The organism is Denitromonas iodatirespirans (genome assembly GCF_018524365.1).
In the GTDB taxonomy this organism is placed as follows: domain Bacteria; phylum Pseudomonadota; class Gammaproteobacteria; order Burkholderiales; family Rhodocyclaceae; genus Nitrogeniibacter; species Nitrogeniibacter iodatirespirans.
Window position 1 is genome coordinate 26,693 of record NZ_JAEKFT010000014.1, and the last position, 25,885, is coordinate 52,577.

The 25,885-nt window shown below is 67.6% G+C and carries 29 protein-coding genes; 16 read left to right on the top strand and 13 right to left on the bottom strand.

Annotated features, from left to right (window positions below; all coding sequences use genetic code 11):
* Positions 1-8: 8 nt before the first annotated feature.
* Complete coding sequence (gene ubiE / locus I8J34_RS13230) at positions 9-749, bottom strand: bifunctional demethylmenaquinone methyltransferase/2-methoxy-6-polyprenyl-1,4-benzoquinol methylase UbiE (protein WP_214362032.1); 741 nt, start codon at positions 747-749, stop codon at positions 9-11.
* Positions 749-1,177 (bottom strand): gamma-butyrobetaine hydroxylase family protein, encoded by a 429-nt coding sequence (locus I8J34_RS13235; RefSeq protein WP_214362034.1) that lies wholly within the window; start codon positions 1,175-1,177, stop codon positions 749-751. The genes ubiE and I8J34_RS13235 overlap by 1 nt, the downstream gene beginning before the upstream one ends.
* Before the next feature lie 174 nt (positions 1,178-1,351).
* On the opposite strand from I8J34_RS13235, the gene phoB reads away from it, so the two are divergent.
* Together phoB and phoR are read left to right on the top strand one after the other, a co-directional pair.
* Positions 1,352-2,062, top strand: coding sequence for a phosphate regulon transcriptional regulator PhoB (gene phoB / locus I8J34_RS13240; RefSeq protein WP_214362036.1), 711 nt, complete (start codon positions 1,352-1,354; stop codon positions 2,060-2,062).
* A 51-nt stretch (positions 2,063-2,113) separates the two neighbouring features.
* Entirely contained in the window at positions 2,114-3,418 is a 1,305-nt protein-coding gene (gene phoR / locus I8J34_RS13245) for a phosphate regulon sensor histidine kinase PhoR (protein WP_230411826.1), read from the top strand.
* 24 nt (positions 3,419-3,442) lie between these two features.
* Here phoR and I8J34_RS13250 read toward each other — a convergent pair whose 3' ends face one another.
* The 9 genes from I8J34_RS13250 to gatC all read right to left on the bottom strand — a co-directional run bounded on the left by I8J34_RS13250 (position 3,443) and on the right by gatC (position 11,418).
* A complete protein-coding gene (locus I8J34_RS13250) occupies positions 3,443-5,035 on the bottom strand; it encodes a cyclic-di-GMP receptor FimW-related protein (protein ID WP_214362038.1) in 1,593 nt (530 codons plus the stop codon).
* Between the two features lie 93 nt (positions 5,036-5,128).
* Positions 5,129-5,545, bottom strand: a complete 417-nt coding sequence (locus I8J34_RS13255; RefSeq protein ID WP_214362040.1) for an HIT family protein — start codon at positions 5,543-5,545, stop codon at positions 5,129-5,131.
* Positions 5,546-5,622: 77 nt separating this feature from the next.
* Entirely contained in the window at positions 5,623-6,444 is an 822-nt protein-coding gene (locus I8J34_RS13260; protein ID WP_214362042.1) for a class II glutamine amidotransferase, read from the bottom strand.
* Between the two features lie 28 nt (positions 6,445-6,472).
* Positions 6,473-6,913, bottom strand: coding sequence for a DUF1499 domain-containing protein (locus I8J34_RS13265; RefSeq protein ID WP_214362044.1), 441 nt, complete (start codon positions 6,911-6,913; stop codon positions 6,473-6,475).
* An 8-nt stretch (positions 6,914-6,921) separates the two neighbouring features.
* Positions 6,922-7,443 carry a DUF3617 domain-containing protein gene (locus I8J34_RS13270; RefSeq protein WP_214362052.1) on the bottom strand — a complete coding sequence of 174 codons (522 nt, stop codon included), beginning with the start codon at positions 7,441-7,443 and terminating at the stop codon, positions 6,922-6,924.
* Between the two features lie 67 nt (positions 7,444-7,510).
* Positions 7,511-8,968: an Asp-tRNA(Asn)/Glu-tRNA(Gln) amidotransferase subunit GatB gene (gatB, locus tag I8J34_RS13275; RefSeq protein WP_214362054.1), complete on the bottom strand. Its 1,458-nt coding sequence runs from the start codon at positions 8,966-8,968 to the stop codon at positions 7,511-7,513.
* 57 nt (positions 8,969-9,025) lie between these two features.
* The gene (locus tag I8J34_RS13280; RefSeq protein ID WP_214362056.1) at positions 9,026-9,634 is read right to left on the bottom strand and encodes a hypothetical protein; all 609 of its coding nucleotides are present in this window, start codon (positions 9,632-9,634) and stop codon (positions 9,026-9,028) included.
* A gap of 14 nt (positions 9,635-9,648) precedes the next feature.
* Positions 9,649-11,103, bottom strand: a complete 1,455-nt coding sequence (gatA, locus tag I8J34_RS13285; protein ID WP_214362058.1) for an Asp-tRNA(Asn)/Glu-tRNA(Gln) amidotransferase subunit GatA — start codon at positions 11,101-11,103, stop codon at positions 9,649-9,651.
* A 27-nt stretch (positions 11,104-11,130) separates the two neighbouring features.
* Positions 11,131-11,418, bottom strand: a complete 288-nt coding sequence (gene gatC / locus I8J34_RS13290) for an Asp-tRNA(Asn)/Glu-tRNA(Gln) amidotransferase subunit GatC (RefSeq protein WP_144175935.1) — start codon at positions 11,416-11,418, stop codon at positions 11,131-11,133.
* Between the two features lie 90 nt (positions 11,419-11,508).
* Here gatC and I8J34_RS13295 point away from each other — a divergent pair, with 90 nt between their 5' ends.
* The 13 genes from I8J34_RS13295 to I8J34_RS13355 all read left to right on the top strand — a co-directional run bounded on the left by I8J34_RS13295 (position 11,509) and on the right by I8J34_RS13355 (position 23,160).
* A complete protein-coding gene (locus I8J34_RS13295; RefSeq protein ID WP_214362060.1) occupies positions 11,509-12,552 on the top strand; it encodes a rod shape-determining protein in 1,044 nt (347 codons plus the stop codon).
* Between the two features lie 69 nt (positions 12,553-12,621).
* Complete coding sequence (gene mreC, locus I8J34_RS13300; RefSeq protein WP_214362062.1) at positions 12,622-13,497, top strand: rod shape-determining protein MreC; 876 nt, start codon at positions 12,622-12,624, stop codon at positions 13,495-13,497.
* Between the two features lie 3 nt (positions 13,498-13,500).
* Positions 13,501-14,022, top strand: coding sequence for a rod shape-determining protein MreD (gene mreD / locus I8J34_RS13305; protein WP_214362064.1), 522 nt, complete (start codon positions 13,501-13,503; stop codon positions 14,020-14,022).
* 82 nt (positions 14,023-14,104) lie between these two features.
* Positions 14,105-15,994 carry a penicillin-binding protein 2 gene (gene mrdA / locus I8J34_RS13310; protein WP_214362065.1) on the top strand — a complete coding sequence of 630 codons (1,890 nt, stop codon included), beginning with the start codon at positions 14,105-14,107 and terminating at the stop codon, positions 15,992-15,994.
* A 13-nt stretch (positions 15,995-16,007) separates the two neighbouring features.
* On the top strand, positions 16,008-17,147 hold the full coding sequence (rodA, locus tag I8J34_RS13315; RefSeq protein ID WP_370661888.1) for a rod shape-determining protein RodA: 1,140 nt from the start codon (positions 16,008-16,010) through the stop codon (positions 17,145-17,147).
* Between the two features lie 12 nt (positions 17,148-17,159).
* A complete protein-coding gene (locus I8J34_RS13320) occupies positions 17,160-18,128 on the top strand; it encodes a septal ring lytic transglycosylase RlpA family protein (RefSeq protein WP_304513387.1) in 969 nt (322 codons plus the stop codon).
* A gap of 107 nt (positions 18,129-18,235) precedes the next feature.
* Positions 18,236-19,363 carry a D-alanyl-D-alanine carboxypeptidase family protein gene (locus I8J34_RS13325; RefSeq protein WP_214362066.1) on the top strand — a complete coding sequence of 376 codons (1,128 nt, stop codon included), beginning with the start codon at positions 18,236-18,238 and terminating at the stop codon, positions 19,361-19,363.
* 13 nt (positions 19,364-19,376) lie between these two features.
* A complete protein-coding gene (locus tag I8J34_RS13330) occupies positions 19,377-20,237 on the top strand; it encodes a D-amino acid aminotransferase (RefSeq protein WP_214362067.1) in 861 nt (286 codons plus the stop codon).
* Positions 20,227-20,499, top strand: coding sequence for a YbeD family protein (locus I8J34_RS13335; RefSeq protein ID WP_214362068.1), 273 nt, complete (start codon positions 20,227-20,229; stop codon positions 20,497-20,499). The genes I8J34_RS13330 and I8J34_RS13335 overlap by 11 nt, the downstream gene beginning before the upstream one ends.
* Positions 20,500-20,505: 6 nt before the next feature.
* A complete protein-coding gene (gene lipB, locus I8J34_RS13340; RefSeq protein ID WP_214362180.1) occupies positions 20,506-21,147 on the top strand; it encodes a lipoyl(octanoyl) transferase LipB in 642 nt (213 codons plus the stop codon).
* A 28-nt stretch (positions 21,148-21,175) separates the two neighbouring features.
* Positions 21,176-22,123 carry a lipoyl synthase gene (gene lipA / locus I8J34_RS13345; protein WP_214362070.1) on the top strand — a complete coding sequence of 316 codons (948 nt, stop codon included), beginning with the start codon at positions 21,176-21,178 and terminating at the stop codon, positions 22,121-22,123.
* The gene (locus I8J34_RS13350; protein WP_214362072.1) at positions 22,104-22,397 is read left to right on the top strand and encodes a TfoX/Sxy family protein; all 294 of its coding nucleotides are present in this window, start codon (positions 22,104-22,106) and stop codon (positions 22,395-22,397) included. Before lipA ends, I8J34_RS13350 begins: the two co-directional genes overlap by 20 nt.
* Positions 22,398-22,479: 82 nt before the next feature.
* The gene (locus I8J34_RS13355) at positions 22,480-23,160 is read left to right on the top strand and encodes a DUF4197 domain-containing protein (protein ID WP_214362073.1); all 681 of its coding nucleotides are present in this window, start codon (positions 22,480-22,482) and stop codon (positions 23,158-23,160) included.
* Positions 23,161-23,196: 36 nt separating this feature from the next.
* Here I8J34_RS13355 and I8J34_RS13360 read toward each other — a convergent pair whose 3' ends face one another.
* Entirely contained in the window at positions 23,197-23,793 is a 597-nt protein-coding gene (locus I8J34_RS13360) for a Yip1 family protein (RefSeq protein ID WP_214362074.1), read from the bottom strand.
* Between the two features lie 70 nt (positions 23,794-23,863).
* Positions 23,864-24,766: a LysR family transcriptional regulator gene (locus tag I8J34_RS13365; RefSeq protein WP_214362076.1), complete on the bottom strand. Its 903-nt coding sequence runs from the start codon at positions 24,764-24,766 to the stop codon at positions 23,864-23,866.
* Positions 24,767-24,882: 116 nt separating this feature from the next.
* On the opposite strand from I8J34_RS13365, the gene I8J34_RS13370 reads away from it, so the two are divergent.
* On the top strand, positions 24,883-25,869 hold the full coding sequence (locus I8J34_RS13370; RefSeq protein ID WP_214362078.1) for a 2Fe-2S iron-sulfur cluster-binding protein: 987 nt from the start codon (positions 24,883-24,885) through the stop codon (positions 25,867-25,869).
* The last annotated feature ends 16 nt before the right edge of the window (positions 25,870-25,885 follow it).

Genomic DNA, 25,885 nt, shown 5'->3' on the forward strand with positions numbered 1-25,885 from the left:
GACTCCTGTCAGTGGATCTTGAAACCCCGGTGCAGCGCAACGACGCCCCCGGTGAGATTGAAGTAGTCGACCTTCTCCAGCCCGATCTGTTCCATCATGGCTTTCAATTCGTCCTGGCCGGGATGCATGCGGATGGATTCGGCCAAGTAGCGGTAGCTGTCTGCATCGCCGGCGACTTGCTTGCCGAGCCAGGGCAGCAGTTTGAAGGAGTACAGGTCGTAGACCGGGGCGAGTGGCTTGTAGACTTGGGAGAACTCCAGCACCATCAATTGGCCGCCCGGTTTGAGGACCCGGCGCATCTCGGCCAGTGCCTGGTCCTTGTGGGTCATGTTGCGCAGGCCGAAGGCCACCGTGACGAGATTGAAGTAGTCGTCCGGGAAGGGCAGTTTCTCGGCGTCGCATTGCGCCACCGGCAGCGGGTAGCCGCGGTCGATGAGACGGTCGCGGCCATGCGAGAGCATGGCGCCGTTGATATCGGTGAGCCAGACCTGGCCGGTGGGGCCGACACGCTTGGCGAAGGCCAGCGAGAGGTCGGCCGTGCCGCCGGCTACATCCAGCACCCGGTGGCCGGCGCGCACGCCGGCGAGCTGGATGGTGAAGGCCTTCCAGACGCGGTGCAGGCCGAGCGACATCAGGTCGTTCATGATGTCGTAGCGGCTGGCCACCGACGAAAACACGCCGGCGACGCGTTTGGCCTTGTCGGCCTCGGCGACGGATTCGAAACCGAAATGGGTGGTCTTGTCGTTCATCAGTGCTTGCGTCCCGAGCCACAACTGCCGCCGGTTTTGGGCGGTGTGGTGCTGTCGATGTCCCGGCTGGCGCCTGCTTCGGCAAGCCGGTCGAGGTAGTGTTGCCACAGGGTGTCGTGCTGCTCGCCGAGCATGGCGAGGTAGTCCCAGGAATACAGCCCGCTGTCGTGGCCGTCCGAGAACACCAGCTTGAGGGCATAGTTGCCGACCGGCTCGATGCGTTCGAGGATCACGTCGCGCTTGCCGGTCTGCAGCACCTCCTGTCCGACACCATGGCCGCGGACCTCGGCCGACGGCGAATAGACCCGCAGAAACTCGAAGGGCAGCGCACAGCGCAGGCCGTTGTCGAAGGCGATTTCGAGCACGCGCGACTGGGTGCGCAGGACGATATCGGTGGGCAGGGGGGTGGTCGAATCGAGGCCAGCCATGATCGCAACCCGGGCCGCAAGGGCCGGTAGAGTCGATGGAGTGTGCAATGATACCTGATGCCGGGACTGAAGCTTTGACCGGTATCGGGGGCCTCAGGTTGCGATGCGATGACGTGTCATGAAAGCGTCAAATACCTGCAATAGACTGTGGCCGAACGATTTGGAGTGCCCGACATGTCTGCCAATATTCTCGTCGTCGAAGACGAACCCGCGATCCAGGAGTTGATCGCCGCCAACCTCGGCCGTGCCGGCCATCACGTGATCCGCGCGGCCGATGCCGAAGCGGCTCAGCGCATCGTGCGCGAGGCGCTGCCCGACCTGATCCTGCTCGACTGGATGCTGCCCGGCATGCCGGGGATCGACTTGGCGCGCCGTCTGCGCGCCGAGGAGCGCACGCGCGACATTCCGCTGATCATGCTGACCGCGCGCGGCGAAGAGCAGGACAAGGTGCAGGGCCTGGAGACCGGTGCGGACGACTACATCACCAAGCCCTTCAGCCCGCGCGAGCTGGTGGCGCGGATCAAGGCGGTGCTGCGCCGTCGTGCCCCGCAGGCGACCGAGGACCCGGTGGTGATCGGCGGCCTGCACCTCGATCCGGCGACCCATCGCATCACCGCCGGCGAGGCGCGCATCTCGCTCGGCCCGACCGAATTCCGCCTGCTCCATTTTCTGATGACCCACCCGGAGCGGGTGCACTCGCGGACCCAGTTGCTCGACCAGGTGTGGGGCGACCATGTGTTCGTCGAGGAGCGCACGGTCGACGTGCACATCCGGCGCCTGCGCAGTGCGCTCGAGCCCACCGAGCACGATCGCCTGATCCAGACCGTGCGCGGCAGCGGCTATCGCTTGTCGGCCCAGCCGGACGAAGAAACGGCCGTGCGATAATCCGGTCGTCATTCGAATCGACAGGGGGTCATCATTCACTCCGAGCGCTATGTGTGGACGGCGTTTGCCAGTTCGCTGCTGTTGATCGCCGCGTTGGCGGTGCCCGTGGGTTTGTTCATGTCGCCGCTGACCGGATGCCTGCTGGCGATCGGCGGGCTGCTGTGGCTGATGGTCCGCCACTACGCCGGCGTGGCGCGTCTGGTGCGGTGGACCCACGCGCCGGTCGGCACGTCCCTGCCCCAGGCTTTGGGGCTGTGGGATCTGGTGTACTCCGACATCAATCGCTTGGTGCGCCTCGCCAGTGCCGAGCGCGCCAAGCTGGGCGCGGAGCTCGATCGCTTCCGCGATGCCAGCCAGGCCATGCCCGACGGGGTGATGTACCTGTCGTTGACCGGCGCCATCGAATGGATCAACCGCCGCGCCGCCGAGGATCTGGGGCTGGACCCGCAGCGCGACCGCGGCGCGCCGATCACCAATCTCGTGCGCCAGCCCGATTTCGTGCATTACCTCGAGGCCGGCGAGTACAGCGAACCCTTTCTGTTCCACCCGGTGCGGCGACGCGGTGCGGCGCTCTTGGTGCAGGTGATCACCTTCGGGGACGGGCGCCGGATGATCATCTCGCGCGACGTGACCCAGATCGAAAAGCTGGAGACCATGCGCCGCGACTTTGTGGCCAATGTGTCGCATGAACTGCGCACCCCGTTGACCGTGGTGTCGGGCTTCATCGAGACCGTGCTCGACGGCCTGGAGGATGTGCCGCATGAGGAACTGCAGCGCTACCTGACCATGGCCCATGAGCAGGCGGCCCGCATGCAGCGCCTGATCCAGGATCTATTGGTGTTGTCGGCGCTCGAGACCGGCGCGCCGCAGCCGGTGGAGGACGTGTTCGACGTCGCCGGCCTGGTCCGCGAGGTGGCGCGCGAGACCGAGGCCTTGTCTGCCGGCCGCCACCAGGTCACGGTGACGGCGGCGGACGCCTGCCGCATCCAGGGCAGCGCCAAGGAGTTGCACAGCGCTTTCGCCAACCTGGCCAGCAATGCGATCCGCTACACGCCGTCCGGCGGCAAGGTGGAGTTGCGCTGGCGGGTGCTCGATTCCGGTGCCGGCGAGTTCTGCGTGAGCGACAACGGCATCGGGGTCGCGCCCGAGCATATCCCGCGCCTGACCGAGCGCTTCTATCGGGTCGATCGCGGTCGATCGCGCGAGACCGGGGGGACCGGGCTGGGCCTGGCCATCGTCAAGCATGTGCTGACGCGGCATCAGGCCGAACTGAAGGTGACCAGCGAACCCGGCACCGGCAGCTGCTTTTGTGCCGTGCTGCCGGCACGCCGGGTCATCCCGGTTGCCGCCCGCTGAGCGCGGGCGAACCGTCGGGGGTGCTCAGGCGCGCCCGAGGGTGGTGAATTCGGCGCGGTCGAAATTGCTGCCGCGGGTCACCAGCCGGGTCAGCCGGATCTGCATCGTCTCGCTGCCCATCTTCAGCTCCACGATCCGTTGCGCATGAAACCAGCCGCCCGGCAGCACCAGGCTGGGCTGGGCCTTCAGGGCCGGCACGGCCGGTAGCAGGAAACCGAGCCGGTACGGGTCGTTGGCCTGGGCGCGCAGCCCGATCAGACGCACGGCCACCCCTTCGGGCAAGCCGGGCATCACGTGTACGCCCAGCTCCATCACGCCGTCCGGGCGATACATCAGCCAGCTGATGTGCGCCAGCAGATAGTGCTCGCCGTCGGGCGGGCGGATGGCGACCAGTTGATGGTGCTCGAAGCGCTGGGCGCTCGGTTGCGACTGGAGCCGGAAGCCGCCGACCGATTGATCGATGATCTCCCACAGTTGCGGAATGTAGCCGCGCTCGATGGCCAGGCGCTTGAGCGCCTCGGGCTGCATCGGCACTTCTTCGGCGCGCTCGCCGAAGGTGATGGCCGCGATGTCGGTCTGCAGCGGATTGAAGGCGGTTGCCTTCGGGGGTTCGAACGGCTTGCCCAGGACGTAGAAGCCAATGGCGTCCCACTCGGTGCACAGGCCCAGTCGCCCGCGTGTCGGCCGCCGGGTGTAGCGGCGCCCGGCCGAGGCCAAGCCCCAGGGGCGGTAGAGGGACAGCAGCAGGCGGCCGCCGGCCTCGGTCGAGCAATCGTCGCCCAGGCCCAGCGAGGTGGGTGTCACGCCCTGCTTGAACTGGGTCAGCACGGCCTGGATCTGGCTGGCCAGACGACTGCCGTCGAAGCGGCGCAGGTGCGGCGATTCGCTCAGCGTGGCGATCGGCCGCAGGCCGTGGTCGCGGCTCAGGTCCAGTGCGTAGGTGCCGGGCTTTTCGCCCTCCTGCGGCAGGCTCAGGGTGCAATACGGGGCGAAGCGCTGGGCCCAGCGGCAGACCCAGGTCAGCTCGCGCTGGCTGCGGCCGAAGGGGTTGGACAGGTCGACCAGCAGGACGGCCACATAGGCCTCGACGCTGCTTTGCGCCTTCCAGATTTCGTTGAGCGGGTCGGCCACCCGGGTGCGGGCCACGCCTTGTTGTTCGGCCACCGCGTAGCCGGCGTGGAAATCGAGCCACAGGCCCTTGGGCACGGCCCGATGGGCGCGGAAGTATTCGAGCAGGACATTGCCGCTATAGTGCAAGCGGCGCTGCAGCAGCGTCGGACGCTGGGCGGCGAGCGCCTCGCGGGTTGCGTCGCGCTGGGCGATCTGAGCATAGGAGCGCGCCAGCTCCTGCCATAGCCGGACGACGCGATCGAGGGTGGCTTCTTCGACGCTGTCCGGCGGCAGGGGATGGTCGGCATAGCGCTTGGCCAGCTCGTCCTGGACGAAGGCGATCGCGCTGCGGGCGGTTTCGAGGACCTCGAAATGCAGCTCGGGCGACGGCGGCGTAGCATGCAGGGCGGCCACGATGGCGGCCAGCGTGGCGTGGCTTTCGACCACATTGACCGGATTGAGGGTCCGCAGTGTCGCCAGTGCGACGGTCGGATCGGAATAGTTCATGGTGTCCCTTCTGGGCGCCTTGTTGTTATAGAGCGCAGGCCATGGTGCACTTCGTCTGACCACCTTGCATGATGACCTGCCGGGCGCGCCGGATCAATCATCCGTTTGGCCAATCCGTTCGATCAGCGCCGTCGCCAGCTGGGTGTCGCTCACCGCGGCGGCGCGACGACTGCCGCGATGCGGTGCCGCCCAGATGGCGTCGGGAAAGTGCGGATCGTCGGCATAACGGGCAATCACGTGCCAATGCAGGTGCGGCACCATGTTGCCGAGGCTGGCCAGGTTGATCTTGGCCGGCTCGAACAGATGGCGCAGCGCCGACTCTGTGGCGAAGGTGATACGCATCAGATGCGCGCGGTCGTCGGCGCACAGATCGGTCATCTCAGCCACATGGGCCTGCCAGATGACCCGGCAGTAGCCGGGGTAGTGCGCATCGTCGACCCGGATCACCCGGCAGCGCTCATCGCGCCACAGCACGCGTTCGGCGTCGGGTTGGCACAACGGGCAACTCATACGGCCTCCTGGGCAGTTGGATCAACATGCATCGACCTCAGTATGCGGCCAAACGAGGTCACTGTCGTGACGCCATGTCACGGCGAGGGGCAGGATGTTGGCCGGAAAAAGGGGCGTGTTGCGCAATTTTGCATTTCGACCGGTGCGCCGTCGCGAAATGTCAGCAGGGTGCCCGGCGCGATGGTCTCCCAGCGCTCGTTGTCGGTCAGCGGCGTGGTGGCGATGACGGCCACCCGGTCGCGCGGTGTGGTGACCTGGTTGAAGTCGATGGTGACGTCCTGATCGGTCAGGTGCGCCTCGGCAAACGGCGCCTGGCGGATGATGTAGCTGAGCCGCGAGGCGCAGTGGGCGAACAGCACCTCGCCGTTGGAGAGCAGGAAATTGAACTCGCCGAAGCCGCCGATCTCCGCGGCCAGTGCGCGCAGGCTCTCATGCAGCTCGGCCACGGGGGGCGGACCGTCGGGATAGCGCAAGGCGAGGGTATTGAGGATCTGGCAAAAGGCGCGCTCGGAGTCGGTGCTGCCGACCGGCCGGAAGCGTTTGCCGGGCGTCGGCGCATAGTCCTTCAGGTCGCCGTTGTGGGCGAACAGCCAGTATTGGCCCCACAACTCGCGCATGAAGGGGTGGGTGTTCTCGAGGTTGATGTCGCCGTGCGTGGCCTTGCGGATGTGAGCGATGACGTTGAGCGAGCGGATCGCATAGCTGCGCACCAGCTCGGCCACCGGTGAATCGGTGCTCGGCCGGGGGTCGAGAAACACCCGGCAGCCGCGCCCCTCGAAGAAGGCAATGCCCCAGCCGTCCTGGTGGATGTCGGTGAGGCCGCCGCGGGCCTGAAAGCCGGTGAAGGAAAAGCAGATATCGGTCGGCACATTGCAGTTCATGCCCAGCAGTTGGCACATGGCGGCATCCTCGGCGGTGGGTCTTTCCCTATTTTAGGCCCTGTGCGCCGGAGGCCCGCGCGAAGATGCGCTGCAGGCGGCGGCGATTGACGCCGAAATCCCAGTACCCGCTACAGGCACCGCTGCGCGCGGCGAGCGGGCCGTCGGGGCGCTGGATGAAATGCGCTTCGTCGACGAAGCCGAACAGCCAGGAGCGGAAGTGGACGATGAACCAGCCGGGGCCTTCGGCCATGAGCTGGCTGCGCGGCTCGGCCAGCGCGGCCCGGCGCACGGCGTCCAGGTCGAGGCCGGCCGGTGGCAGCAGGCGACGCGCCGGGTCGGAGTGCCCGGAGGAGATGCAGTTGGGGCGGTCGGTGCAAGGCAGCAGTTCGACGGCGGCGTCGGCCACGTCGGGGCCGCTGCAGCTGTGCCAGGCGGTGGCGGCGGTGGCCGGTGGGATCTGGCTCATGAGCGTGAGGGCGGCGATCACCAGGGGTTTCATCGGCCCGGCAACTTGGGCAGGTTCTGCATCATCTTGTTCAGGTCGATGCCGCCCATGCCCTGAGGCATGTCGGGCAGGATCGTGTCGCCGGGTTTCTGGCCCGGCCGGCAGGGGCCGAGCCATTTGGCTTCCATGCGCACCTGGCTGCTGCGCAGCCCGTTCATCGGCGGCTCGAAGGTGCTGGTGAGCTGGCCGGCATAGCGGCTGTCGAAATTGCCGCTGAAGCTGCCGCGGGTGGTGACCTTGCTGCCCTCGGCGTGGCACACGGATTCGATCAGAACCCGGTCGCCGTCGCGGCGGATGTCGGTCTTGTCGCAGCGGCCGGCGGCTTCATGGCGGGCCAGATCGTCGAGGTTTTCGCCGACGCAGACCTGGGCGCGATGGGTCAGGCCGGGCAGCTGGTCCATCTGCATGGCGTGTTCCCACAGGCCCGGTTTGCGTTTGGGGATGTCGGTGTTGGCCAGCGCCGGCGTGCCGACAAGCACGAGCAGCGCGGCGTGGCAGATAAGGTGACGCATGGCGGTCTCTTCGATGCGATGTCGAGGCCACCAGCATAGCAAAGCGGCGCCGGTGGCGCCGTGTCGCTCAGGCGCCCAGCTTGGCGCGCAGCACGGTATTGACCTGGGCCGGGTTGGCCTTGCCGCGCGAGGCTTTCATCACCTGGCCGACCAGGGCGTTGAGCGCCTTTTCCTTGCCGGCGCGGAATTCCTCGACCGACTTCGGGTTGGCGGCCAGCACCTCGTCGACGATGCGCTCCAGTTCGCCGGTGTCGCTCATCTGCTTGAGGCCCTCGGCCGCGATGATGGCATCGACCTCGCTGCCGGCGCCGTTCCACAGCGCGTCGAAGACCTTCTTGCCGGCGTTGTTGGAGATGGTGCCGTCGGCGATGCGACCGACCAGCGCGGCCAGTTGCGCCGGGCTGACCGGCGAATCGGCGATGTCGCGCTCGGCCTTGTTGAGACGCGCGGCCAGCTCGCCCATGATCCAGTTGGCGCAGGGCTTGGCCTGCGCGTCACCTGCGGCGGCCACGGCCGCTTCGAAGTAGGCGGCGGTGTCGCGGCTGACGGTGAGCGTGACCGTGTCGTAGGCCGACAGGCCCCAGTCGGCTTCGAAGCGCGCGCGCATGGCGCCGGGCAGCTCGGGCATGGCGGCGCGGGTGCGGGCGATCCAGTCCTCGCCGATCATCAGCGGCAGCAGGTCGGGATCGGGGAAGTAGCGGTAGTCGTGGGCGTCTTCCTTGGAGCGCATCATGCGCGTCTCGCCGGTGTCCGGGTCGAACAGCACAGTGGCCTGCTGGATCTTGCCGCCGTCCTCGATGGTGTCGATCTGCCACTGGATCTCGTAGTCGATGGCCTGCTGCAGGAAGCGGAAGGAGTTGAGGTTCTTGATCTCGCGCCGCGTGCCCAGCGGCTCGCCGGGGCGGCGCACCGAGACGTTGGCGTCGCAGCGGAAGGAGCCCTCTTGCATGTTGCCGTCGCAGATGTCGATCCAGCGCACCAGGGTGTGCAGGGCGCGGGCGTAGGCCACGGCTTCGGCGGCGGAGCGCATGTCGGGTTCGGAGACGATCTCCAAGAGCGGTGTGCCGGCGCGGTTGAGGTCGATGCCGCTCATGCCGTGGAAGTCTTCATGCAGACTCTTGCCGGCGTCTTCTTCGAGGTGGGCGCGGGTCAGGTGGATGGTCTTGTCGTAGGCCGCTTCGCCCTCGCCGACGCGCACCGTGACTTCGCCGCCGACCACCACCGGCAGCTCGAACTGGCTGATCTGGTAGCCCTTGGGCAGGTCAGGGTAGAAGTAGTTCTTGCGGGCGAAGACGCTCTTCGGTGCGATCTCGGCATCAATCGCCAGGCCGAAGCGGATGGCCCGCTCGACGGCGCCGCGGTTGAGCACCGGCAGCACGCCGGGCAGGGCGATATCGACCGCGCTGGCCTGGGCGTTGGCCTCCGCGCCGAAAGCGGTGCTGGCGCCCGAAAAGATCTTCGAGGCGGTGTTGAGCTGGGCGTGAATCTCCAGCCCGATGACGACTTCCCAATTCTGTCGGCTCATGGTGTTTCGCTCGTTGTGTTCATGCGGCGCGCACAGGTGGCGCCGGGTTTGCATTCGTCAATCGCACCGGCCGACCCGCAGGTCGAAGAGGATCGGCAGGGCGTCCGTGAAGATGGTCTGCGGCTGGCAGTAGGCCGCGCAATTGTTGTAGGCCAGCACCACCTGTGGGCCTTGTTCCCACAGCATCAGCGTGCAGCCGCTGCGGTTGCGGGCGCGCAGCTCGATGCTCGGCAGCGTGCGGGTCTGTTCGAAGTCGGGCAGCGCGAATTCGCAGGCCCCCTTGGGCTGGGCCACGCGGGCGCGCAGGTAGCGCACCTGGCCGTCGGCCACGTCTACGTCGGCCTGCACGGTGTGGCGGCGCTCGTCGCGGGCGGCGCAGCGCATCGACAGGTTGATCGGCCGGGCCTTCATGGCATGGCGCGGCCGGCCGGCGCGCGGCGCGGGCGGGGCCGGTGGTGTGGCGGCCAGCGGCTCGGCCGGTAGTTCGCGCAGGATCGCTGCCGGCGGCGCCTCGGGCACGCCCGGTAGGCTCACCGGGGCGTCGGGTGCGCGTTCGGCAGGCGGCGACAGCGGCGTGCCGCAGGCGGCCAGCAGCAGGCCGGCGCCGAGCGCTGCCCACCGGCCGGCCGGGCGCGGGGCGATCGGTGCGGGAGCGCTTGCCAGCACGGTGTCGTCGGGCCTCAGCCGAGCGCCGGCGTGCGCCGGTGCCAGTCCGTGGCTTGCTGGAAGCCGTGCGCCACATTCAGCAACCGGGCTTCGTCGAAGTAGTTGCCGATCAGCTGCAGGCCGACCGGCAGGTCGCCCGCGCCGGTGCCGCAGGGCAGCGACAGGCCGGGCAGGCCGGCGAGGTTGACGGCAATGGTGTAGATGTCCTGCAGATACATCTGCACCGGATCGTCGCTCTTCTCGCCGATCGGCCAGGCCACGGTGGGGCTGGTCGGGCCGGCGATGACGTCGCATTGGGTGAAGGCGGCGGCGAAATCCTCGGCGATCAGGCGGCGCAGCTTCTGTGCCTGCAGGTAGTAGGCGTCGTAGTAGCCGTGCGAGAGCACATAGGTGCCGACCAGGATGCGTCGCTTGACCTCGGCGCCGAAACCCTGGGCGCGGCTCTTGCCGTACATGTCGGCCAGATCGCCGTATTCGGCGGCGCGGTGGCCGTAGCGCACCCCGTCGAAGCGCGACAGGTTGGAGCTGGCTTCGGCCGGGGCGATCACGTAATAGGCCGGGATCGCCAGCTTGGCATTGGGCAGGCTGACCTCGACCGTGGTGGCGCCGAGCTGACGGTATTGCTCAAGCGCGGCGTCGATGGCGGCGCGCACGTCGTCGTCCATGCCTTCGGCGAAGAACTCTTTGGGCAGGCCGATGCGCAGGCCGGCCAGCGGCTGGCCGAGCGCGCGGCTGTAGTCTTCGGCCTCGCGCTCGACGCTGGTCGAGTCGCGCGGATCGAAGCCGGCCATGGCCGAGAGCAGCAGCGCGCAGTCTTCAGCCGAGCGGCCGAAGGCGCCGCCCTGATCGAGCGAGGAGGCGTAGGCGATCATGCCGTAGCGGCTGACCACGCCGTAGGTCGGCTTGATGCCGGTGACGCCGGTCAGCGCCGCCGGCTGGCGCACCGAGCCGCCGGTGTCGGTGCCGGTGGCCATCGGCACCAGGCGCGCGGCCACCGCCACCGCCGAGCCGCCGGAGGAGCCGCCGGGCACGCGGGTCGCGTCCCAGGGGTTCTTGGCCGGGCCGAAATGCGAGTTCTCGTTGGACGAGCCCATCGCGTATTCGTCCATATTGGTCTTGCCGAGCATCACCGCGCCGGCCGCCTTGAGTTGGCTGACCACATGGGCGTCGTAGGGGCTGACGAAGTCGGCGAGCATCTTCGAGGCGCAGGTGGTGCGCAGGCCCTCGGTGCAGAACACGTCCTTGTGCGCCAGCGGGATGCCGGTCAGGGCGCCGGCCGTGCCGGCGGCGATGCGGGCATCGGCGGCACGCGCGGCGGCCAGCGCGCCGTCGCGGTCGACCGTGATGAAGGCGTTGAGCGACGGATTGAGCGCGTCGATGCGGTCGAGAAAGAGCGTGGTGAGTTCGACGCTGGACAGCGTCCCGGCGCGCAGGGCGGCCGCGAGGTCTTTGAGACTGGCTTCGATCATGGCTTCGGTGGGGGCCGCGCGGGCGGGTTACTCGATGACTTTGGGGACCAGGTACAGCCCGGCTTCGACCTGTGGGGCCACGCGCTGGTAGGCGTCGCGGCGGTCGGATTCGGTGACGATGTCGTCGCGCAGGCGCTGGGCGACGTCCTGCGGATGCGACATGGGTTCGACCTGGGATGTGTCGACGGCCTGCATCTGCTCGATCAGGCCGAAGATGTTGTTCAGTTTGTCGAGGGTGTCCTGCGCCTCGCCTTCGCCCAGCTCGATACGGGCCAGCCGCGCAATGTGACGAACCTCGTCGATGGACAGAGACATGGGGAAACAAACCTGCTTAAATCACAAGGGTTTGTAGGTTATCATAATCGTTTATCTTCCCACCGGCCCTCAGCACCTCCCGGGATCTTCATGTTCGGTTTTCTGCGCTCCTATTTTTCCAATGATCTGGCCATCGACCTGGGTACCGCCAATACCCTGATCTACGTTCGGGCCAAAGGCATCGTCCTCGACGAACCCTCGGTGGTGGCGATCCGCACCGAAGGCGGGCCCAACGCCAAGAAGACGATCCAGGCGGTCGGCCATGCGGCCAAACAGATGCTGGGCAAGACGCCGGGCAACATCACTGCCATCCGGCCGATGAAAGACGGCGTGATCGCCGACTTCGTCGTCACCGAGCAGATGATCAAGCAGTTCATCAAGCGGGTGCACGACACGCGCCTGTTCTCGCCCAGCCCGCGCATCATCGTCTGCGTGCCCTGCGGTTCGACCCAGGTCGAGCGCCGTGCGATTCGCGACGCGGCCCTGGCGGCCGGCGCCAGCCAGGTGTATCTGATCGAAGAGCCGATGGCCGCGGCGATCGGCGCCGGCCTCCCGGTGGCCGATGCGACCGGCTCGATGGTGGTCGACATCGGCGGCGGCACCACCGAGGTGGGCGTGATCTCGCTCGGCGGCATGGTGTATTCGGGTTCGGTGCGGGTCGGCGGCGACAAGTTCGACGACGCCATCGTCAATTACATCCGCCGCAACTACGGCATGCTGATCGGCGACACCACGGCCGAGAACATCAAGAAGGAAATCGGCTCCGCCTTCCCGGGCTCCGAAGTGAAGGAGATGGAAGTGAAAGGCCGCAACCTGGCCGAGGGCATCCCGCGCAGCTTCACCATTTCGTCCAACGAAATCCTCGAAGCGCTCAACGAACCGCTCAACCAGATCGTTTCGGCGGTCAAGATCGCCCTCGAACAGACCCCGCCCGAACTCGGTGCCGACATCGCCGAGCGCGGCATGGTGCTGACCGGCGGCGGTGCATTGCTGCGCGACCTCGACCGCCTGCTGATGGAAGAGACCGGCCTGCCGGTGATCGTCGCCGAAGACCCGCTCACCTGCGTGGCGCGCGGCTCCGGCATGGCGCTCGAAAAGATGGACAAGCTGGGCTCCATCTTCACCTCTGAATGATCGATGCGAACGGGCGCATACTGCCTGCGCCCGTGGCACCGGTTGCCACTGAAGCCTTGAAATGACGCCGTGGTAGGTCACGCTCCGCCACCGATTTTCCGCCGTGGACCGGCGCCCCGGGTGCGCCTGTGGGTCTTCGTCATCGTCTGCCTGACGATGCTGGTGGCCGACCTGCATTTCCGCTATCTCGAAGTGGTGCGCCAGACCTTGTCGGTGGTGCTCTACCCGGTCGAGATGGCGGCCGCGACGCCGGCCGAGTTTGTCCGCAACGCGTCCAAGTATTTCGCCACCCTGATCAAGGTGCAGCGCGAGAATCGCGAGCTGCGCCGCAAGGCCCTGGCCGATGCCGAGCGCCTGTTGCGCCAGACCGAGCTGGAGCGCGAAAACGGCCGCCTGCGCGGCCTGCTGGCGATGGCCGAGCGGGTGTCGGTGACCTCGGTGGCGGCCGATGTGCTGTACGAGGCGCGCGATGTGTTCTCGCGCAAGGTGATCGTCGATCGTGGCTCGCAGCATGATGTGACGGCCGGCCAGGTGGTGGTCGACGAGCAGGGGGTGATCGGCCAGGTGACCCGGGTGTATCCGATCCAGTCCGAAGTGACGCTGGTGACCGACAAGGCGCAGGCGGTGCCGGTGCGCATCGAGCGGACCGGCCAGCGCGCCGTGGCCTATGGCGCGGGCGAGGGCTTGCTGGAGTTGCGCTACCTGCTGGCCAATGCCGACGTGCAGCCGGGCGACCGGCTGGTGACTTCGGGGCTCGACGGCCTCTTCCTGCCCGGGCTGCCGGTGGCGCGCGTGGTCAGCGTCAATCGCGAGTTGCAGGCGTTTGCCCAGATCGTCTGCGAGCCGCTGGCCGGTGTCGGTCAGGCGGCCCAGGTGCTGATCCTCGGCCGTGCCCAGCCGGCGCCCGAGCGCCAGGTGCCGCCGCCCCAGGCGAGCAAGGACTGACCCATGCAGCCGACCCATCGCTCCCGCCGCATCCTGCGCCCGGTCCGCATCTGGTTTGTTTACCTGTCGCTGTGCGTGGCCTTGCTGCTGTCCTACGTGCCCACCGGTCAGGTGCCCGGTGTGCCCGACTGGGTGGCTTTGCTGTTGGCCTTCTGGTGCGTGCGTGAGCGCCAGCATGTGGGCATGGGAGCGGGCTTCATTTTCGGCGTGCTGGTCGATATCGGCTATGGCGCGGCGATGGGGCAGCATGCGCTGGCCTATGTGCTGCTGGCCTACGCGGCCAACGCGGTGTCGCGGCGGGTGTTGTGGTTCACCCCGCTGCAGCAGTCGATCCAGATCCTGCCGCTGCTGCTCGGCGCGCAGTTGGTGATGGTGGTGGTGCGGATGCTGGCTGGCGCCGAATTTCCGGGCTGGGGGTATTTCCTCAGCAGCGTGACGGGCACCCTGTTGTGGCTGCCGTTGCATTTCGTGTTGTTGCTACCGCAGTACCAGCCCGAAGAGCGCGACAACAACCGGCCGATCTGATGTTGAACGCCCCCACGCTCACTTCGTTCGCTGCCCCCCGAGGGGGCGGCGCGCGCCCTTGGGGCGGCCCGGTGGCGCTGAGATGACCGAATTCCGTTCTCCCGAACAGGAAATCAGCCGGCTGCGCTTTCGGTTGGTGGTGGCCGGGCTGTTCATGCTGGTCTGCCTCGGCCTGCTGGCGGCGCGCTTCTTCTACCTGCAGGTGATGCGCTTCGACTACTACCACACGCGTGCCGAGGACAACCGCATCGCGTTGGTGCCGGTGCCGCCCAACCGCGGCACCATCGTCGATCGCAACGGCAAGGTGCTGGCCCGCAATTTCGCTGCCTACACGCTCGAAATCACGCCGTCGCAGGTCGATGATCTGGACGACACGATCGAGCGTCTGGCCGAGATCGTCGAGATCTCCGACTACGATCGACGCCGGTTCAAGAAATTCCGCGAAGACACCAAGTACTTCGAGAGCGTGCCGATCCGCACCAAGCTGACCGATGCGGAGGTGGCGCGTTTCATCGCCCGGCGCTATATGTTCCGGGGGGTGGATGTGCAGGCGCGCCTGTTCCGCGAGTACCCCCAGGGCGACCTGTTCGGCCATGTGGTCGGCTACATGGGCCGCATCAACAGCCGCGACGTGGAGCAGCTCGAAGCGCGCGGCGAGACGGCCAACTATCGCGGCACCGAGCACATCGGCAAGCGCGGGCTGGAAGAGAGCTACGAGGCCGAACTGCACGGGCGCACCGGATCGGAGCAGGTCGAGGTGGACGCCGGCGGGCGCAAGGTGCGCCTGCTCAGCCGCCAGACGGCGGTGCCGGGCAATAGCCTGATCCTCACCGTCGACGCGGGGTTGCAGGCGGTGGCCGGCCAGGCCTTCGGCAACCGGCGCGGTGCGCTGGTGGCCATCGAGCCGTCCACCGGCGGGGTGCTGGCGCTGGTGTCGGCCCCCAGTTTCGACCCCAACCTGTTCGTCGACGGCATCTCGGTGGCCGACTGGAAAGGCCTCAACGAGTCGCCCGACCGCCCGCTGCTCAACCGCGCCATCTACTCCGCCTACCCGCCGGGCTCGACCTTCAAGCCCTTCATGGCGCTGGCCGGGCTCTCGCTCGGCAAGCGCACGCCGCAGCAGGCCATTGCCGACCCCGGCTTCTTCATGTTCGGCGGGCATCGCTTCATGGACGACAAGGTCGGCGGCCACGGCATGGTCGATCTGCACACCTCCATCGTGCAGTCCTGCAATACCTACTATTACCAGCTGGCCAACGACCTGGGCATCGACGCCATCGCCGCTTTCATGCGCCCCTTCGGTTTCGGGCAGATCACCGGCATCGATCTGCCCGGCGAGGCCGAGGGGGTGTTGCCCTCGCCGGAGTGGAAGCGCAAGCGCTTCAAGCGCCCGGCGCAGCAAAAATGGTTCGGCGGCGAAACCATTTCGGTGGGCATCGGGCAGGGCTACAACGCCTACACGCCGCTGCAGCTGGCCACGGCGCTGTCGGCGGTGGTCAACGACGGCGTCATGTTCAAGCCGCATGTGGTCAAGTACGTGGTCGACCCGCAGACCGGCGCGCGCCGCGAGGTCGAGCCGCAGCCGGTGCGCCGGATTCCGCTCAAGCCCGAGCATCTGGCCGCGGTGCGTGCGGCCATGGTGGACGTCAACCTCCGCGGCACCGGTGCTCGTGCCTTTGCCGGCGCGGCGTACACCGTCGGCGGCAAGACCGGCACGGCGCAGGTGTATTCGCTGCGCGGGACCAAGTACAAGGAAGGCAATGTGGCCGAGCGCCTGCGCGACCACTCGTGGTTCATTGCCTTCGCCCCGGCCGACAAGCCCAAGATCGCCATGGCGGTGCTGGTCGAGAACGGCGGCTTCGGTTCGCGTTCGGCGGCGCCGATCGCACGCCAGGTGATCGACTACTACTTGCTCGGCAAGCGCCCGCCCGGACAGGCGTCGGAAGACGAAGAGGCGGAGGACGGCGAATGAGGAGGGCGCGCTGATGGAATTTCGCGTGCATCCGGTGGCCATCATCCGGGCCATCCTGCGGCCGATCGACCCGCCGCTGTTCCTGCTGCTGGCGGTGCTGCTGGCCGCGGCCCTGGTGATCATGCAGAGCGCGTCGCCGGCGCGCATGGAGGCTCAGCTGGTCAACACCGGCGTGGCCCTCACCCTGATGTGGATCACCGCCCGCGTGCCGTCGGCGCGACTGCTCTCGCTCGCCCTGCCGCTGTATGTATTGGGCGTGGTGCTGCTGATCGGCGTGGCCTTGTTCGGCGAAATCTCCAAGGGCGCTCAGCGCTGGCTCGATCTGGGCGTGGCGCGCATCCAGCCCTCGGAGCTGATGAAGATCGCCATGCCCCTGATGCTCGCCTGGTACTTCCAGCAACGCGAAGGCGCCATCGGCCTGGTCGAATTCCTGGTCGCCGGCGTGCTGCTCGCGGTGCCGGTCGGCTTGATCGTGACCCAGCCGGACCTGGGCACCAGCCTGCTGGTGGCGGCCGCCGGGTTGTATGTGATCTTCTTCGCCGGCCTGAGCTGGAAGCTGATCGTGCCGCTGGTGGTGGTGGCGGTGGTAGGGCTCGGTTCGGTCGTCGCCTTCGGCGATACCCTGTGTCAGCCCGATGTCGACTGGCAGATCCTGCGCGAGTACCAGAAGCATCGGGTGTGCACCCTGCTCGACCCGACCTCAGACCCGCTCGGCAAGGGTTTCCACATCATCCAGTCCACCATCGCCATCGGCTCGGGCGGCCTGTTCGGCAAGGGCTGGATGCTCGGCACCCAGACCCACCTGTCCTTCATCCCCGAGCGCCATACCGACTTCATTTTCGCCGTCATGGCCGAGGAGTTCGGCCTGATCGGCGCGGTGGCGTTGCTGGTGGTGCTGTTCCTGCTGCTGCTGCGCGGATTGATGATCGCCTCGACCGCACCGACGCTCGGCACGCGGCTGCTGAGCGGCGCCATCACCATGATTTTCTTCACTTATGCCTTCGTGAACATGGGCATGGTCAGTGGTATCCTGCCCGTCGTCGGGGTGCCCCTGCCCTTCATCAGTTACGGCGGCACGGCGCTGGTTACCCTGTGCATCGGGGTCGGCATCCTGATGAGCGTCCAGCGCGAACGTGCCCAGAGCCAGTCCTGAGCGGGCCGCGTCATGAAGCTAGGTTTCGTCCACCTGTTGCCGATCGTTCTTGCCGCCGCGCTGGCGGCCTGCTCGAGTGCGCCGCCGACGCGCAGCGACACGGGCGCTGCGCCGGGCGCGACGCCCAAGCTGCCGCGAAGTGGCGGCGGCTACTACAAGGACGACGGCCCGGGCGACAACGTCCCGGCCGACCTGCATGCGATCCCCGACGCGGTCCCGCGCGACGAGCCGGTGCACCGTGCCTCGACCCGGCCCTACACCGTGTTCGGCCGGGGCTACACGCCGATGACCCAGCGCACCCCCTTCCGCGAGCGCGGCCGGGCCAGCTGGTACGGCCGCAAGTTCCACGGGCAGCGCACCTCCAACGGCGAAACCTACGACATGTATGCCATGAGCGGGGCGCACAAGACGCTGCCGCTGCCCAGCTATGTGCGTGTCACCAACCTGTCCAACGGCAAGTCGGTGATCGTGCGGCTCAACGATCGCGGTCCCTTCCATTCGGGCCGCATCATCGATCTCTCCTACGCGGCGGCCTACAAGCTGGGCTACCTGGGCCAGGGCAGCACCGAGGTGGAGATCGAAACGGTCGGTCCGGACGACATGCCGATGCTGCAGGCCGCGGCACCGAGCGCCGCGCCGCTGCCGGTCAGCACCGCGGCCGACACACCGCCGCCTACGGTGGACCCGGCGGCCATCCTCAACGGTGCTGCCGCGCCGGCGGCGGACACCACGGCGGCCGCGGCGCCGGGCCAGGGCGTCTACCTCCAACTCGGTGCCTTTCAGACCCGCGACAACGCCGAGGGCTTTCGTGGCCATGTGATGGCCGAGCTGGACTGGCTGCGCGAGCAGCTCGCGGTGTTCGACGACGGCGGCCGCTACCGGCTGCAGGCCGGCCCTTATGCCAGCGCCGCGGCGGCACGCGCGGTGGCCGCCCGCATCGCCGACGCGCTCGATCTGCAACCGTTTCTCGTGTCGCGTTGAACCGACAGCCTTGATTTGGGTCAGGGACAGTGCCCGGCCTATAATCGTCCGGCCATATCCGGCCCCCTTGCCAATCCCCCGAATTCACTCAGGAAGTTCTTTTGCTCATGCGTTTTCTTGCTGCACTGCTGTTTTCCTTGATGTCCCTGTCCGCGCTGGCCCAGAGCCCTCAGCCGCCGGCGCTGGCCGCCAAGGCCTGGTTGCTGCTCGACTACGGCGCCAACCAGGTGCTCGCCGCGCAGAACGCCGACCAGCGGGTCGAACCGGCCTCGCTGACCAAGCTGATGACCGCCTACCTGACCTTCTCGGCCTTCAAAGCCAACACGCTGGCCCGCGACCAGGTGGTTCCGGTCTCCGAGCGGGCCTGGAAGATGGGCGGCTCGCGCATGTTCATCGAGCCGCGCCATGAAGTGACCGCCGACCAGTTGGTGCACGGCATGATCATCCAGTCCGGCAACGACGCCAGCGTGGCGCTGGCCGAGGTGCTGGCCGGTTCCGAAGAAGCCTTTGCCGAGCTGATGAACCGCGAGGCCAAGCGCCTCGGCATGACCGGCACCCACTTCATGAACTCGACCGGCATGCCGGACGACCAGCACTACACCACCGCCAAGGATCTGGCCATCCTGGCCGCGGCGCTGATGCGCGACTTCCCCGAGGACTACCGGCTGTATTCGGAGAAGGAATACACGTACAACGGCATCCGCCAGCCCAACCGCAACCGCCTGTTGTGGATGGACGGCACGGTCGATGGCGTCAAGACCGGCCACACCGAAGCGGCCGGCTACTGCCTGGTGTCGTCGGCGGTGCGCGGTCCGCGCCGCCTGATCTCGGTGGTGCTGGGCACTGACGGGGACAATGTGCGGGCGCAGGAATCGCTCAAGCTGCTCAACTTCGGCTTCCGCTTCTTCGATACCGTCAAGCTGTACGAAAACGCCACGCCAGTGTCGCGCTTCCGGGTCTGGAAAGGCACGGCCGAAGAGGTGCCGGTGGGCTTCCTGCAGGATTTCGTGCTGTCGGTGCCCAAGGGCCAGGCCGAAAAGCTGCAGGTCAAACTCGACAGCCTCCAGCCGATCGAGGCGCCGGTGCGCAAGGGCCAGGAAGTCGGCTCGCTGACCCTGACGCTGGATGGCAACACGATTGGCACCTATCCGGTGGTCGCGCTCGAGGAAGTCACCCTGGCCGGCTGGTTCGGCCGCATGTGGGACGCGATCCGCTGGTGGATCAAGAATCTCTGAGGCGGAGCGCGGCATGAGCGTGTGCTATCTCAATGGCGACTGGATGGAACTGTCCGAGGCGCGCATCTCGCCGATGGACCGGGGCTTCCTGTTCGGCGACGGCGCCTACGAGGTGCTGCCGGCGTATTCCGGCAAGGTGTTCCGGCTCGACGAGCACCTGCGCCGACTGGAAAACACGCTGTCCAACCTCGGCCTGCCCAACCCGATGAGCCGCGAGGCCTGGCGGGATGTCGTGCGCAGCATCGTCGCGCGCAATCCGTGGCCGGACCAGTCCATCTACCTGCAGGTCACGCGCGGCGTGGCCGAGGTGCGCACCCATGCCTATCCGGCCGAGGTGACGCCGACGGTGTTCCTGATGAGCGAAGCGCTCACCACGCCCTCCGACGAGGTGCGTGCCGAGGGCGTGTCGGCGGTCAGTTCGGCCGACTTCCGCTGGCTGCGCTGTGATCTGAAGACCGTCTCGCTGCTGGCCAACTGCATGCTCAAGCAACTGGCGGCCGAACAGGGCTGCATGGAAACCGTGTTGTTCCGCGACGGCTTCCTCACCGAAGGCGCCGCCTCGAGCATCTTCGTGGTGCACGACGGGGTGCTGCGCGTGCCGCCCAAGAGCCACTTGATGCTGCCCGGCATCACCTATGACGTGGTGCTCGAACTGGCGCGCGATCGCGGCATGCCCTGTCAGGTGCGCGAAGTGCTCGAAGAAGAGGTGCGCGCCGCCGACGAGCTGTGGATGACCTCGTCCACCAAGGAAGTGCTGCCCATCACCCGTCTCGACGGCCGGCCGGTGGGCAAGGGCAAGCCCGGGCCGATGGCCGCGCAGATGGGCGAGTGGTACCAGGAATTCAAGCAAGAGGTGATGCGCCGTGGCGGATGAACCCAGAGCCTCGCTGATCGAGTTCCCTTGCGCCTTTCCGCTCAAGATCATGGGCGTCAAGGTCGATGCCTTCGCGCAGACGGTGGCCGAGGTGGTGCTGCGCCACGACGCGTCTTTCGACCCGGCCACCATCGAGATGCGCCCCTCCAGCAAAGGCACCTACTTGTCGCTGACCTGTACCGTGTGGGCCGTCTCGCAGCCGCAGCTCGACGCGCTCTACCGCGAGCTGACCAGTCACCCGATGGTCAAGGTCGTCCTCTAAGTGACGATGGTGGCCGACGCCTGCCTGCGGCGCGAGCTCGGCCGCGTGCCCTACGAGCCGACCTGGCGCCGGATGCAGGTCTTCACCGACGAACGCGGGCCGGACACGCCCGACGAGCTGTGGGTGCTCGAGCACCCGCCGGTGTACACCCTCGGCATGGCCGGCAAGCCCGAACACCTGCTGTGCGAGACGGCGATTCCCATGGTGCGCATCGACCGCGGCGGCCAGATCACCTATCACGGCCCCGGCCAGATCGTGGTCTATTTGCTGGTCGACCTGCGCCGGCGCGGCCTCAAGGTGCGCGAGATGGTGAACCTGATGGAGCAGGCGCTGATCGACACCCTGGCCGACGAGGGCCTGGCGGCCGAGCGCCGCGCCGGCGCGCCGGGCGTGTACGTGGGCGAGGCCAAGATCGCCGCGCTCGGCCTGCGCGTCAAGAACGGCTGCAGCTACCACGGTCTGGCGCTCAATGTCGATATGGACTTGACACCATTTACCTGGATCAACCCCTGCGGCTATAGTGGCCTGCAGACAACCCAGCTTCGCGACCACGGCATCGGCACCGACCAGGTGATCGTCGCCGAGCGTCTCGTCGCACATCTCGAACGCCAGCTGCCGCCGCTGCGGCCCGGCGTGGCGCCCGCGTGAGGGCGTCGGACTCATGAAGGAAATCCGGATGGAAACCCCCTCCCGCAAACAGCGTGGCGCCGAAAAGACCGCCCGCATCCCGATCAAGATCGTGCCGGCCGAGCGCCTGCGCAAGCCCGAGTGGATCCGCATCAAGCTCGGCGCCGGCGCCGAAGCCGAGCGCTTCAACGAAATCAAGGCCACGCTGCGCGACCAGAAGCTGCACACCGTGTGCGAAGAGGCCTCCTGCCCGAACATCCACGAATGCTTCGGCAAGGGCACGGCCACCTTCATGATCATGGGCGACATCTGCACTCGTCGCTGCCCCTTTTGCGATGTCGGCCATGGCCGCCCCGAGGCGCTCAACGCCGACGAGCCGCGGGACTTGGCCAACACCGTGGCCGCCATGCGCCTCAACTATGTGGTGATCACCTCGGTCGACCGCGACGATCTGCGCGACGGCGGCGCCCAGCACTTCGTCGAATGCATCCAGGCCGTGCGCCAGGCCTCGCCCAAAACCAGCATCGAAGTGCTGGTGCCCGACTTCCGCGGCCGCATGGACATCGCCCTCGAGATCTTCGAGCAGGCGCCGCCCGATGTCATGAACCACAACCTCGAAACCGTGCCGCGCCTCTACAAGCAGGCCCGCCCCGGTTCCGACTACGCCTACTCGCTCGAACTGCTCCGCGCCTTCAAGGCGCGTCACCCCGAGGTGCCGACCAAGTCCGGCCTGATGGTCGGCCTGGGCGAGACCGACGAGGAGATCCTCGACGTGATGCGCGACCTGCGCGCCCACGATGTCGAGATGCTCACCATCGGTCAGTACCTGCAGCCCTCCGACGGACATCTGCCGGTGCTGCGCTATGTGCACCCCGACACCTTCAAGATGTTCGAGACCGAAGCGCTCAAGATGGGCTTCAAGAACGCTGCCTGCGGTCCGATGGTGCGCTCCTCCTACTGGGCCGACCAGCAGGCGCATGGTGCCGGCGTCGTCTGACGCGTCAACCGACGGGCCGGCCGCGCTGGCCCGTCTGCGCAACCTCGGGCCGGCCTCGGCCCGCATGCTCGCCAAGGCGGGCATTTTTTCCGTCCAGGCCTTGCACGACATGGGCGCCGTCGCCGCCTTCCGGCGCGTGCGTCATGCCGAGCCAGCCGCCTCGCTCAATCTGTTGTGGGCACTCGAAGGCGCGCTGACCGATCGGCCGTGGCAGGCGGTGGCTCGCCACGAGCGGCTGCGCCTGTTGCTGGCCCTCGACGACAACATCGATTGAAAACAAGCGTGAGCGCGCCCGGCCGCCATGTGGCGCCGGTGCTAGAGTGAGCCTTTCACTGAGGTCATTCCCGGAGCGTTTGATGAAAACACTGATGCGATGCGTGGCCCTGCTGGCCATCGCGCTGCCGGCCTGGGCCGGCGGGCTCGACAGCCTCACCGGCAGCCAGACCACCACCGGCCTGCGCCAGGCGCTCGATCAGGGTGCCCGTGCCGCGGTCAGCCAGTTGGGGCGCGAGGGCGGCTTCCTCGACAACGCCAAGGTGCGCATCCCGCTGCCCGGCGTGCTCGAAAAGGCCAAGCCGGTGCTCAGCCTGCTCGGTCGCGGCAAGGACATGGAAAAACTCGAAACCGCCATGAACCGGGCCGCCGAGGCGGCGGTGCCCGAGGCCAAGACCTTGCTGGTCGATGCGGTGAAACAGATGAGCGTGGACGACGCCAAGGCGATTCTCACCGGCGGTGAGGATTCGGTGACGCGCTATTTCGAGTCGAAGACGCGCGAGGCGCTCACCGGTCGCTTCCTGCCGGTGGTGACGGCGCAGACCAACCGCCTGTCGCTGGCCAAGCAATACAACAAACTGGCGGACAAGGCCTCGGCCACCGGCCTGCTCGAAGGCGACGAGGTGTCGGTGGAGCGCTATGTCACCGCCCGCGCGCTCGATGGTCTGTACCTGACCATCGCCGAGCAGGAGCGGGCGATCCGGCAGAACCCGCTGCAGGCGGCCGGATCGCTGGCCAAACAGGTGTTCGGCGCGTTGAAGTAGGTGACTCGGGGCGGGCCGCTGCCCGCCCCCGCCGGCTCAGCGCCAGCCGAGCACGATGCTGACGATCAGCGCCATCATCATCATCAGGCCGATCCAGGCACCGATGCCGACCAGCGTGATCCGATTGGCGATGCGGTGTGCCAGCTCGCCGTCGCTGATCTGCAGCAAGGGCTTGACGCCGTGGCGGATCAGGGCGAGCGTGGCGACCCAGGCCAGCGCCAGCACGACGACGTTGAACCACAGGCTCGGCACGAACAGCACCAGCGCGGTCAGCCACAGCGGCACCGGCGCGATCGCCGCCAGCGCAAAGGTCTGCGCATAGCTCGGGCTGGCGGAGTGGGCCGCGGCGATCTGGCGGATCAGGTCGGCCATCATGAACACCATGGCCACCTCGACGACGAAGAAGATGCCGCCCACCACCATCGCTTCACCGGTCCCCAGTGCCGGTTCGAGCAGCGGAAAGACGGCGCCGGGATAGGTCATGTTGGCGAAGGCGTACATCAGCGGCGGCAGCAGCGACAGGGGTATCACCACCGCCAGCAGCATTTTGGTGACGCTCGGGTGCATGCGCTCGATGTCGTGCCAGCCCCGGGATTCGGAAACCAGCATTCGGGGAAGATCTGCGAGTGTCATGGTGTGTCTCCTCGTGCGAGTTGTCACGTGGCTATGAGACCGTGCGCGGGGCGCTAGGTTTCGCCGCAACTCACTCTGAGAATAGATCAAATACCAACTGACGCAGCCAGCGGTTGGCCGGGTCGCGATGGTACTTGGCGTGCCAGAACAGCTTGATCGCGATGCTCGGCAGCGGCGCGGGGTGGGCCGAGAATGCCAGGCCGAAGGGCTCGACGCAGCGCTGCGCGAGGCGCTCGGGCACGGTGGCGATCAGGTCGGTGCGCTGCAGGATGTGGCCGACCGCGGTGAAGTGGGGCACCTGCAGGCGGATGTTGCGCTCGATGCCGGCGCGCTCGAGCAGCGCGTCGACCTCGCCGTGGCCGGTGCCGGCGGCGACCACGCCGAGATGATCGAGGGCGCTGAAGGTCGCCATCGACATCGGTGCGCGGGCGACCGGGTGGTCCTTGCGGTACAGGCACACGTAGTGGGTATGGAACAGGCGGCGCTGGAAGAAGCCCGCCTGCAGATGCGGCAGCAGGCCGATGGCGAGGTCCACCACGCCGGCCTCCATGTCTTCGCGCAGGCTGGTCGCGGTGTTGCGCACGGTGCTGATCTTCACCCGCGGGGCATGCTGCGCGAGCGCGTCCATCAGCGTGGGCATGAAGTAGACCTCGCCGATGTCGGTCATCGCCAGCGAAAAGGTGCGCTCGCTGGTGGCCGGGTCGAAGCTGCTGCGCTGGTTGAGCGCGCTGTGCAGGGTGGACATCGCGTAGGCCACCGGCTCGGCGAGTTGCTGCGCGAAGGGGGTCGGCTCCATGCCGCGCGAGGTGCGCAGGAACAGCTCGTCGCCGAGCAGCGTGCGCAGGCGGCGCAGCGCGTTGCTCACCGCCGGCTGGGAGAGGCCCAGGTTCTCGGCGACGGTCGACACGCGCCCGTCCACCAGCAGCTGGTTGAACACCACCAGCAGGTTCAGGTCGATATCGCGCAAGTCCATGGCAGGCCTGTCTTATTCATCGTGGTGATTTTATAGATCAGATGTAGTTTATCGACGAATAACGCGCAGGTCTCCATCATCGGTTCCGTGTTCGACAGCAAGCCGTCTGCGCTCCCATGGAACTGGTCGTCAAACCCAACAACCTGCGCCTGAGCTTCCAAAGCGGGCAGAACCTGCTGGAGGTGCTGCGCGCCAACGAGGTGCCGGTCTCCTACAGCTGCCTGTCGGGGCGCTGCGGCACCTGCCGCTGCCGGGTGATCGACGGCGAGGTGCTCGACAGCGGCCCGGAGTCGGGCCGGCCGCTGAACGGCGGCGGGCGCTACGTGCTGGCCTGCCAGTCGGTGCTCTCGGGCAGCTGCACCATCGAGATCCCCGAGGCGGACGAGATCGTGGTGCACCCGGCGCGCATCATCAAGGGCACGGTGAGCGCGATCGAGGCACCCACCCACGACATCCGCCGCCTGCGCGTGCGCCCGGCCAAGCCGCTGGCCTTCTCGCCCGGCCAGTACGCGATGCTGCAGTTCTCGCCCGCGCATGTGCGCCCCTACTCGATGGCCGGCCTGCCCGGCGACGAGGAGCTGGAGTTTCAGATCCGCCTCGCCCCCGGCGGGCGGGTGACCGGCTACGTCTTCGACGAGCTGCGCGAGGGCGCCAGCATCCGCGTCAGCGGCCCGCTGGGCACCGCCTACCTGCGCCGCCGCCACGAGGGGCCGATGCTGTGCGTGGGCGGCGGCACGGGGCTGGCGCCGGTGCTGTCCATCGTGCGCGGCGCGCTCGATGCCGGCATGGGCAACCCGATCCACCTGTACTTCGGCGTGCGCAGCGCGGCCGACCTGTACGACGCCGAGCGCCTCCAGGCGCTCGCCGCGGCGCACCCCAACCTCGCGCTGAACATCGTGGTGGCCAACGGCGCGGTGCCCGACGGGCTGCGCCGCGGCCTGGTCACCGAGGCGATCGAGGCCGACTTCGCCTCGCTGGCCGGCGCCCGCGCCTACCTGTGCGGCGCGCCGCCGATGGTCGAGGCGCTCGACCTGCTGGCGCGCCGGCTCGGCATGCGCGAAAGCCACATCCATGCCGACGCCTTCTACCCCACCGGCACCTGAGAGCACAACAGAGGAG

Bases quoted from the DNA above. Each gene is read 5' to 3' on its own strand.
- ubiE (WP_214362032.1), bottom strand. From the start codon at position 749: ATGAACGACAAGACCACCCATTTCGGTTTCGAATCCGTCGCCGAGGCC.
- I8J34_RS13235 (WP_214362034.1), bottom strand. From the start codon at position 1,177: ATGGCTGGCCTCGATTCGACCACCCCCCTGCCCACCGATATCGTCCTG.
- phoB (WP_214362036.1), top strand. From the start codon at position 1,352: ATGTCTGCCAATATTCTCGTCGTCGAAGACGAACCCGCGATCCAGGAG.
- I8J34_RS13250 (WP_214362038.1), bottom strand. From the start codon at position 5,035: ATGAACTATTCCGATCCGACCGTCGCACTGGCGACACTGCGGACCCTC.
- I8J34_RS13255 (WP_214362040.1), bottom strand. From the start codon at position 5,545: ATGAGTTGCCCGTTGTGCCAACCCGACGCCGAACGCGTGCTGTGGCGC.
- I8J34_RS13260 (WP_214362042.1), bottom strand. From the start codon at position 6,444: ATGTGCCAACTGCTGGGCATGAACTGCAATGTGCCGACCGATATCTGC.
- I8J34_RS13270 (WP_214362052.1), bottom strand. From the start codon at position 7,443: ATGCGTCACCTTATCTGCCACGCCGCGCTGCTCGTGCTTGTCGGCACG.
- gatB (WP_214362054.1), bottom strand. From the start codon at position 8,968: ATGAGCCGACAGAATTGGGAAGTCGTCATCGGGCTGGAGATTCACGCC.
- gatA (WP_214362058.1), bottom strand. From the start codon at position 11,103: ATGATCGAAGCCAGTCTCAAAGACCTCGCGGCCGCCCTGCGCGCCGGG.
- gatC (WP_144175935.1), bottom strand. From the start codon at position 11,418: ATGTCTCTGTCCATCGACGAGGTTCGTCACATTGCGCGGCTGGCCCGT.
- I8J34_RS13295 (WP_214362060.1), top strand. From the start codon at position 11,509: ATGTTCGGTTTTCTGCGCTCCTATTTTTCCAATGATCTGGCCATCGAC.
- mreD (WP_214362064.1), top strand. From the start codon at position 13,501: ATGCAGCCGACCCATCGCTCCCGCCGCATCCTGCGCCCGGTCCGCATC.
- mrdA (WP_214362065.1), top strand. From the start codon at position 14,105: ATGACCGAATTCCGTTCTCCCGAACAGGAAATCAGCCGGCTGCGCTTT.
- rodA (WP_370661888.1), top strand. From the start codon at position 16,008: ATGGAATTTCGCGTGCATCCGGTGGCCATCATCCGGGCCATCCTGCGG.
- I8J34_RS13320 (WP_304513387.1), top strand. From the start codon at position 17,160: ATGAAGCTAGGTTTCGTCCACCTGTTGCCGATCGTTCTTGCCGCCGCG.
- I8J34_RS13325 (WP_214362066.1), top strand. From the start codon at position 18,236: ATGCGTTTTCTTGCTGCACTGCTGTTTTCCTTGATGTCCCTGTCCGCG.
- I8J34_RS13330 (WP_214362067.1), top strand. From the start codon at position 19,377: ATGAGCGTGTGCTATCTCAATGGCGACTGGATGGAACTGTCCGAGGCG.
- lipB (WP_214362180.1), top strand. From the start codon at position 20,506: ATGGTGGCCGACGCCTGCCTGCGGCGCGAGCTCGGCCGCGTGCCCTAC.
- lipA (WP_214362070.1), top strand. From the start codon at position 21,176: ATGGAAACCCCCTCCCGCAAACAGCGTGGCGCCGAAAAGACCGCCCGC.
- I8J34_RS13350 (WP_214362072.1), top strand. From the start codon at position 22,104: ATGGTGCCGGCGTCGTCTGACGCGTCAACCGACGGGCCGGCCGCGCTG.
- I8J34_RS13355 (WP_214362073.1), top strand. From the start codon at position 22,480: ATGAAAACACTGATGCGATGCGTGGCCCTGCTGGCCATCGCGCTGCCG.
- I8J34_RS13360 (WP_214362074.1), bottom strand. From the start codon at position 23,793: ATGACACTCGCAGATCTTCCCCGAATGCTGGTTTCCGAATCCCGGGGC.
- I8J34_RS13365 (WP_214362076.1), bottom strand. From the start codon at position 24,766: ATGGACTTGCGCGATATCGACCTGAACCTGCTGGTGGTGTTCAACCAG.
- I8J34_RS13370 (WP_214362078.1), top strand. From the start codon at position 24,883: ATGGAACTGGTCGTCAAACCCAACAACCTGCGCCTGAGCTTCCAAAGC.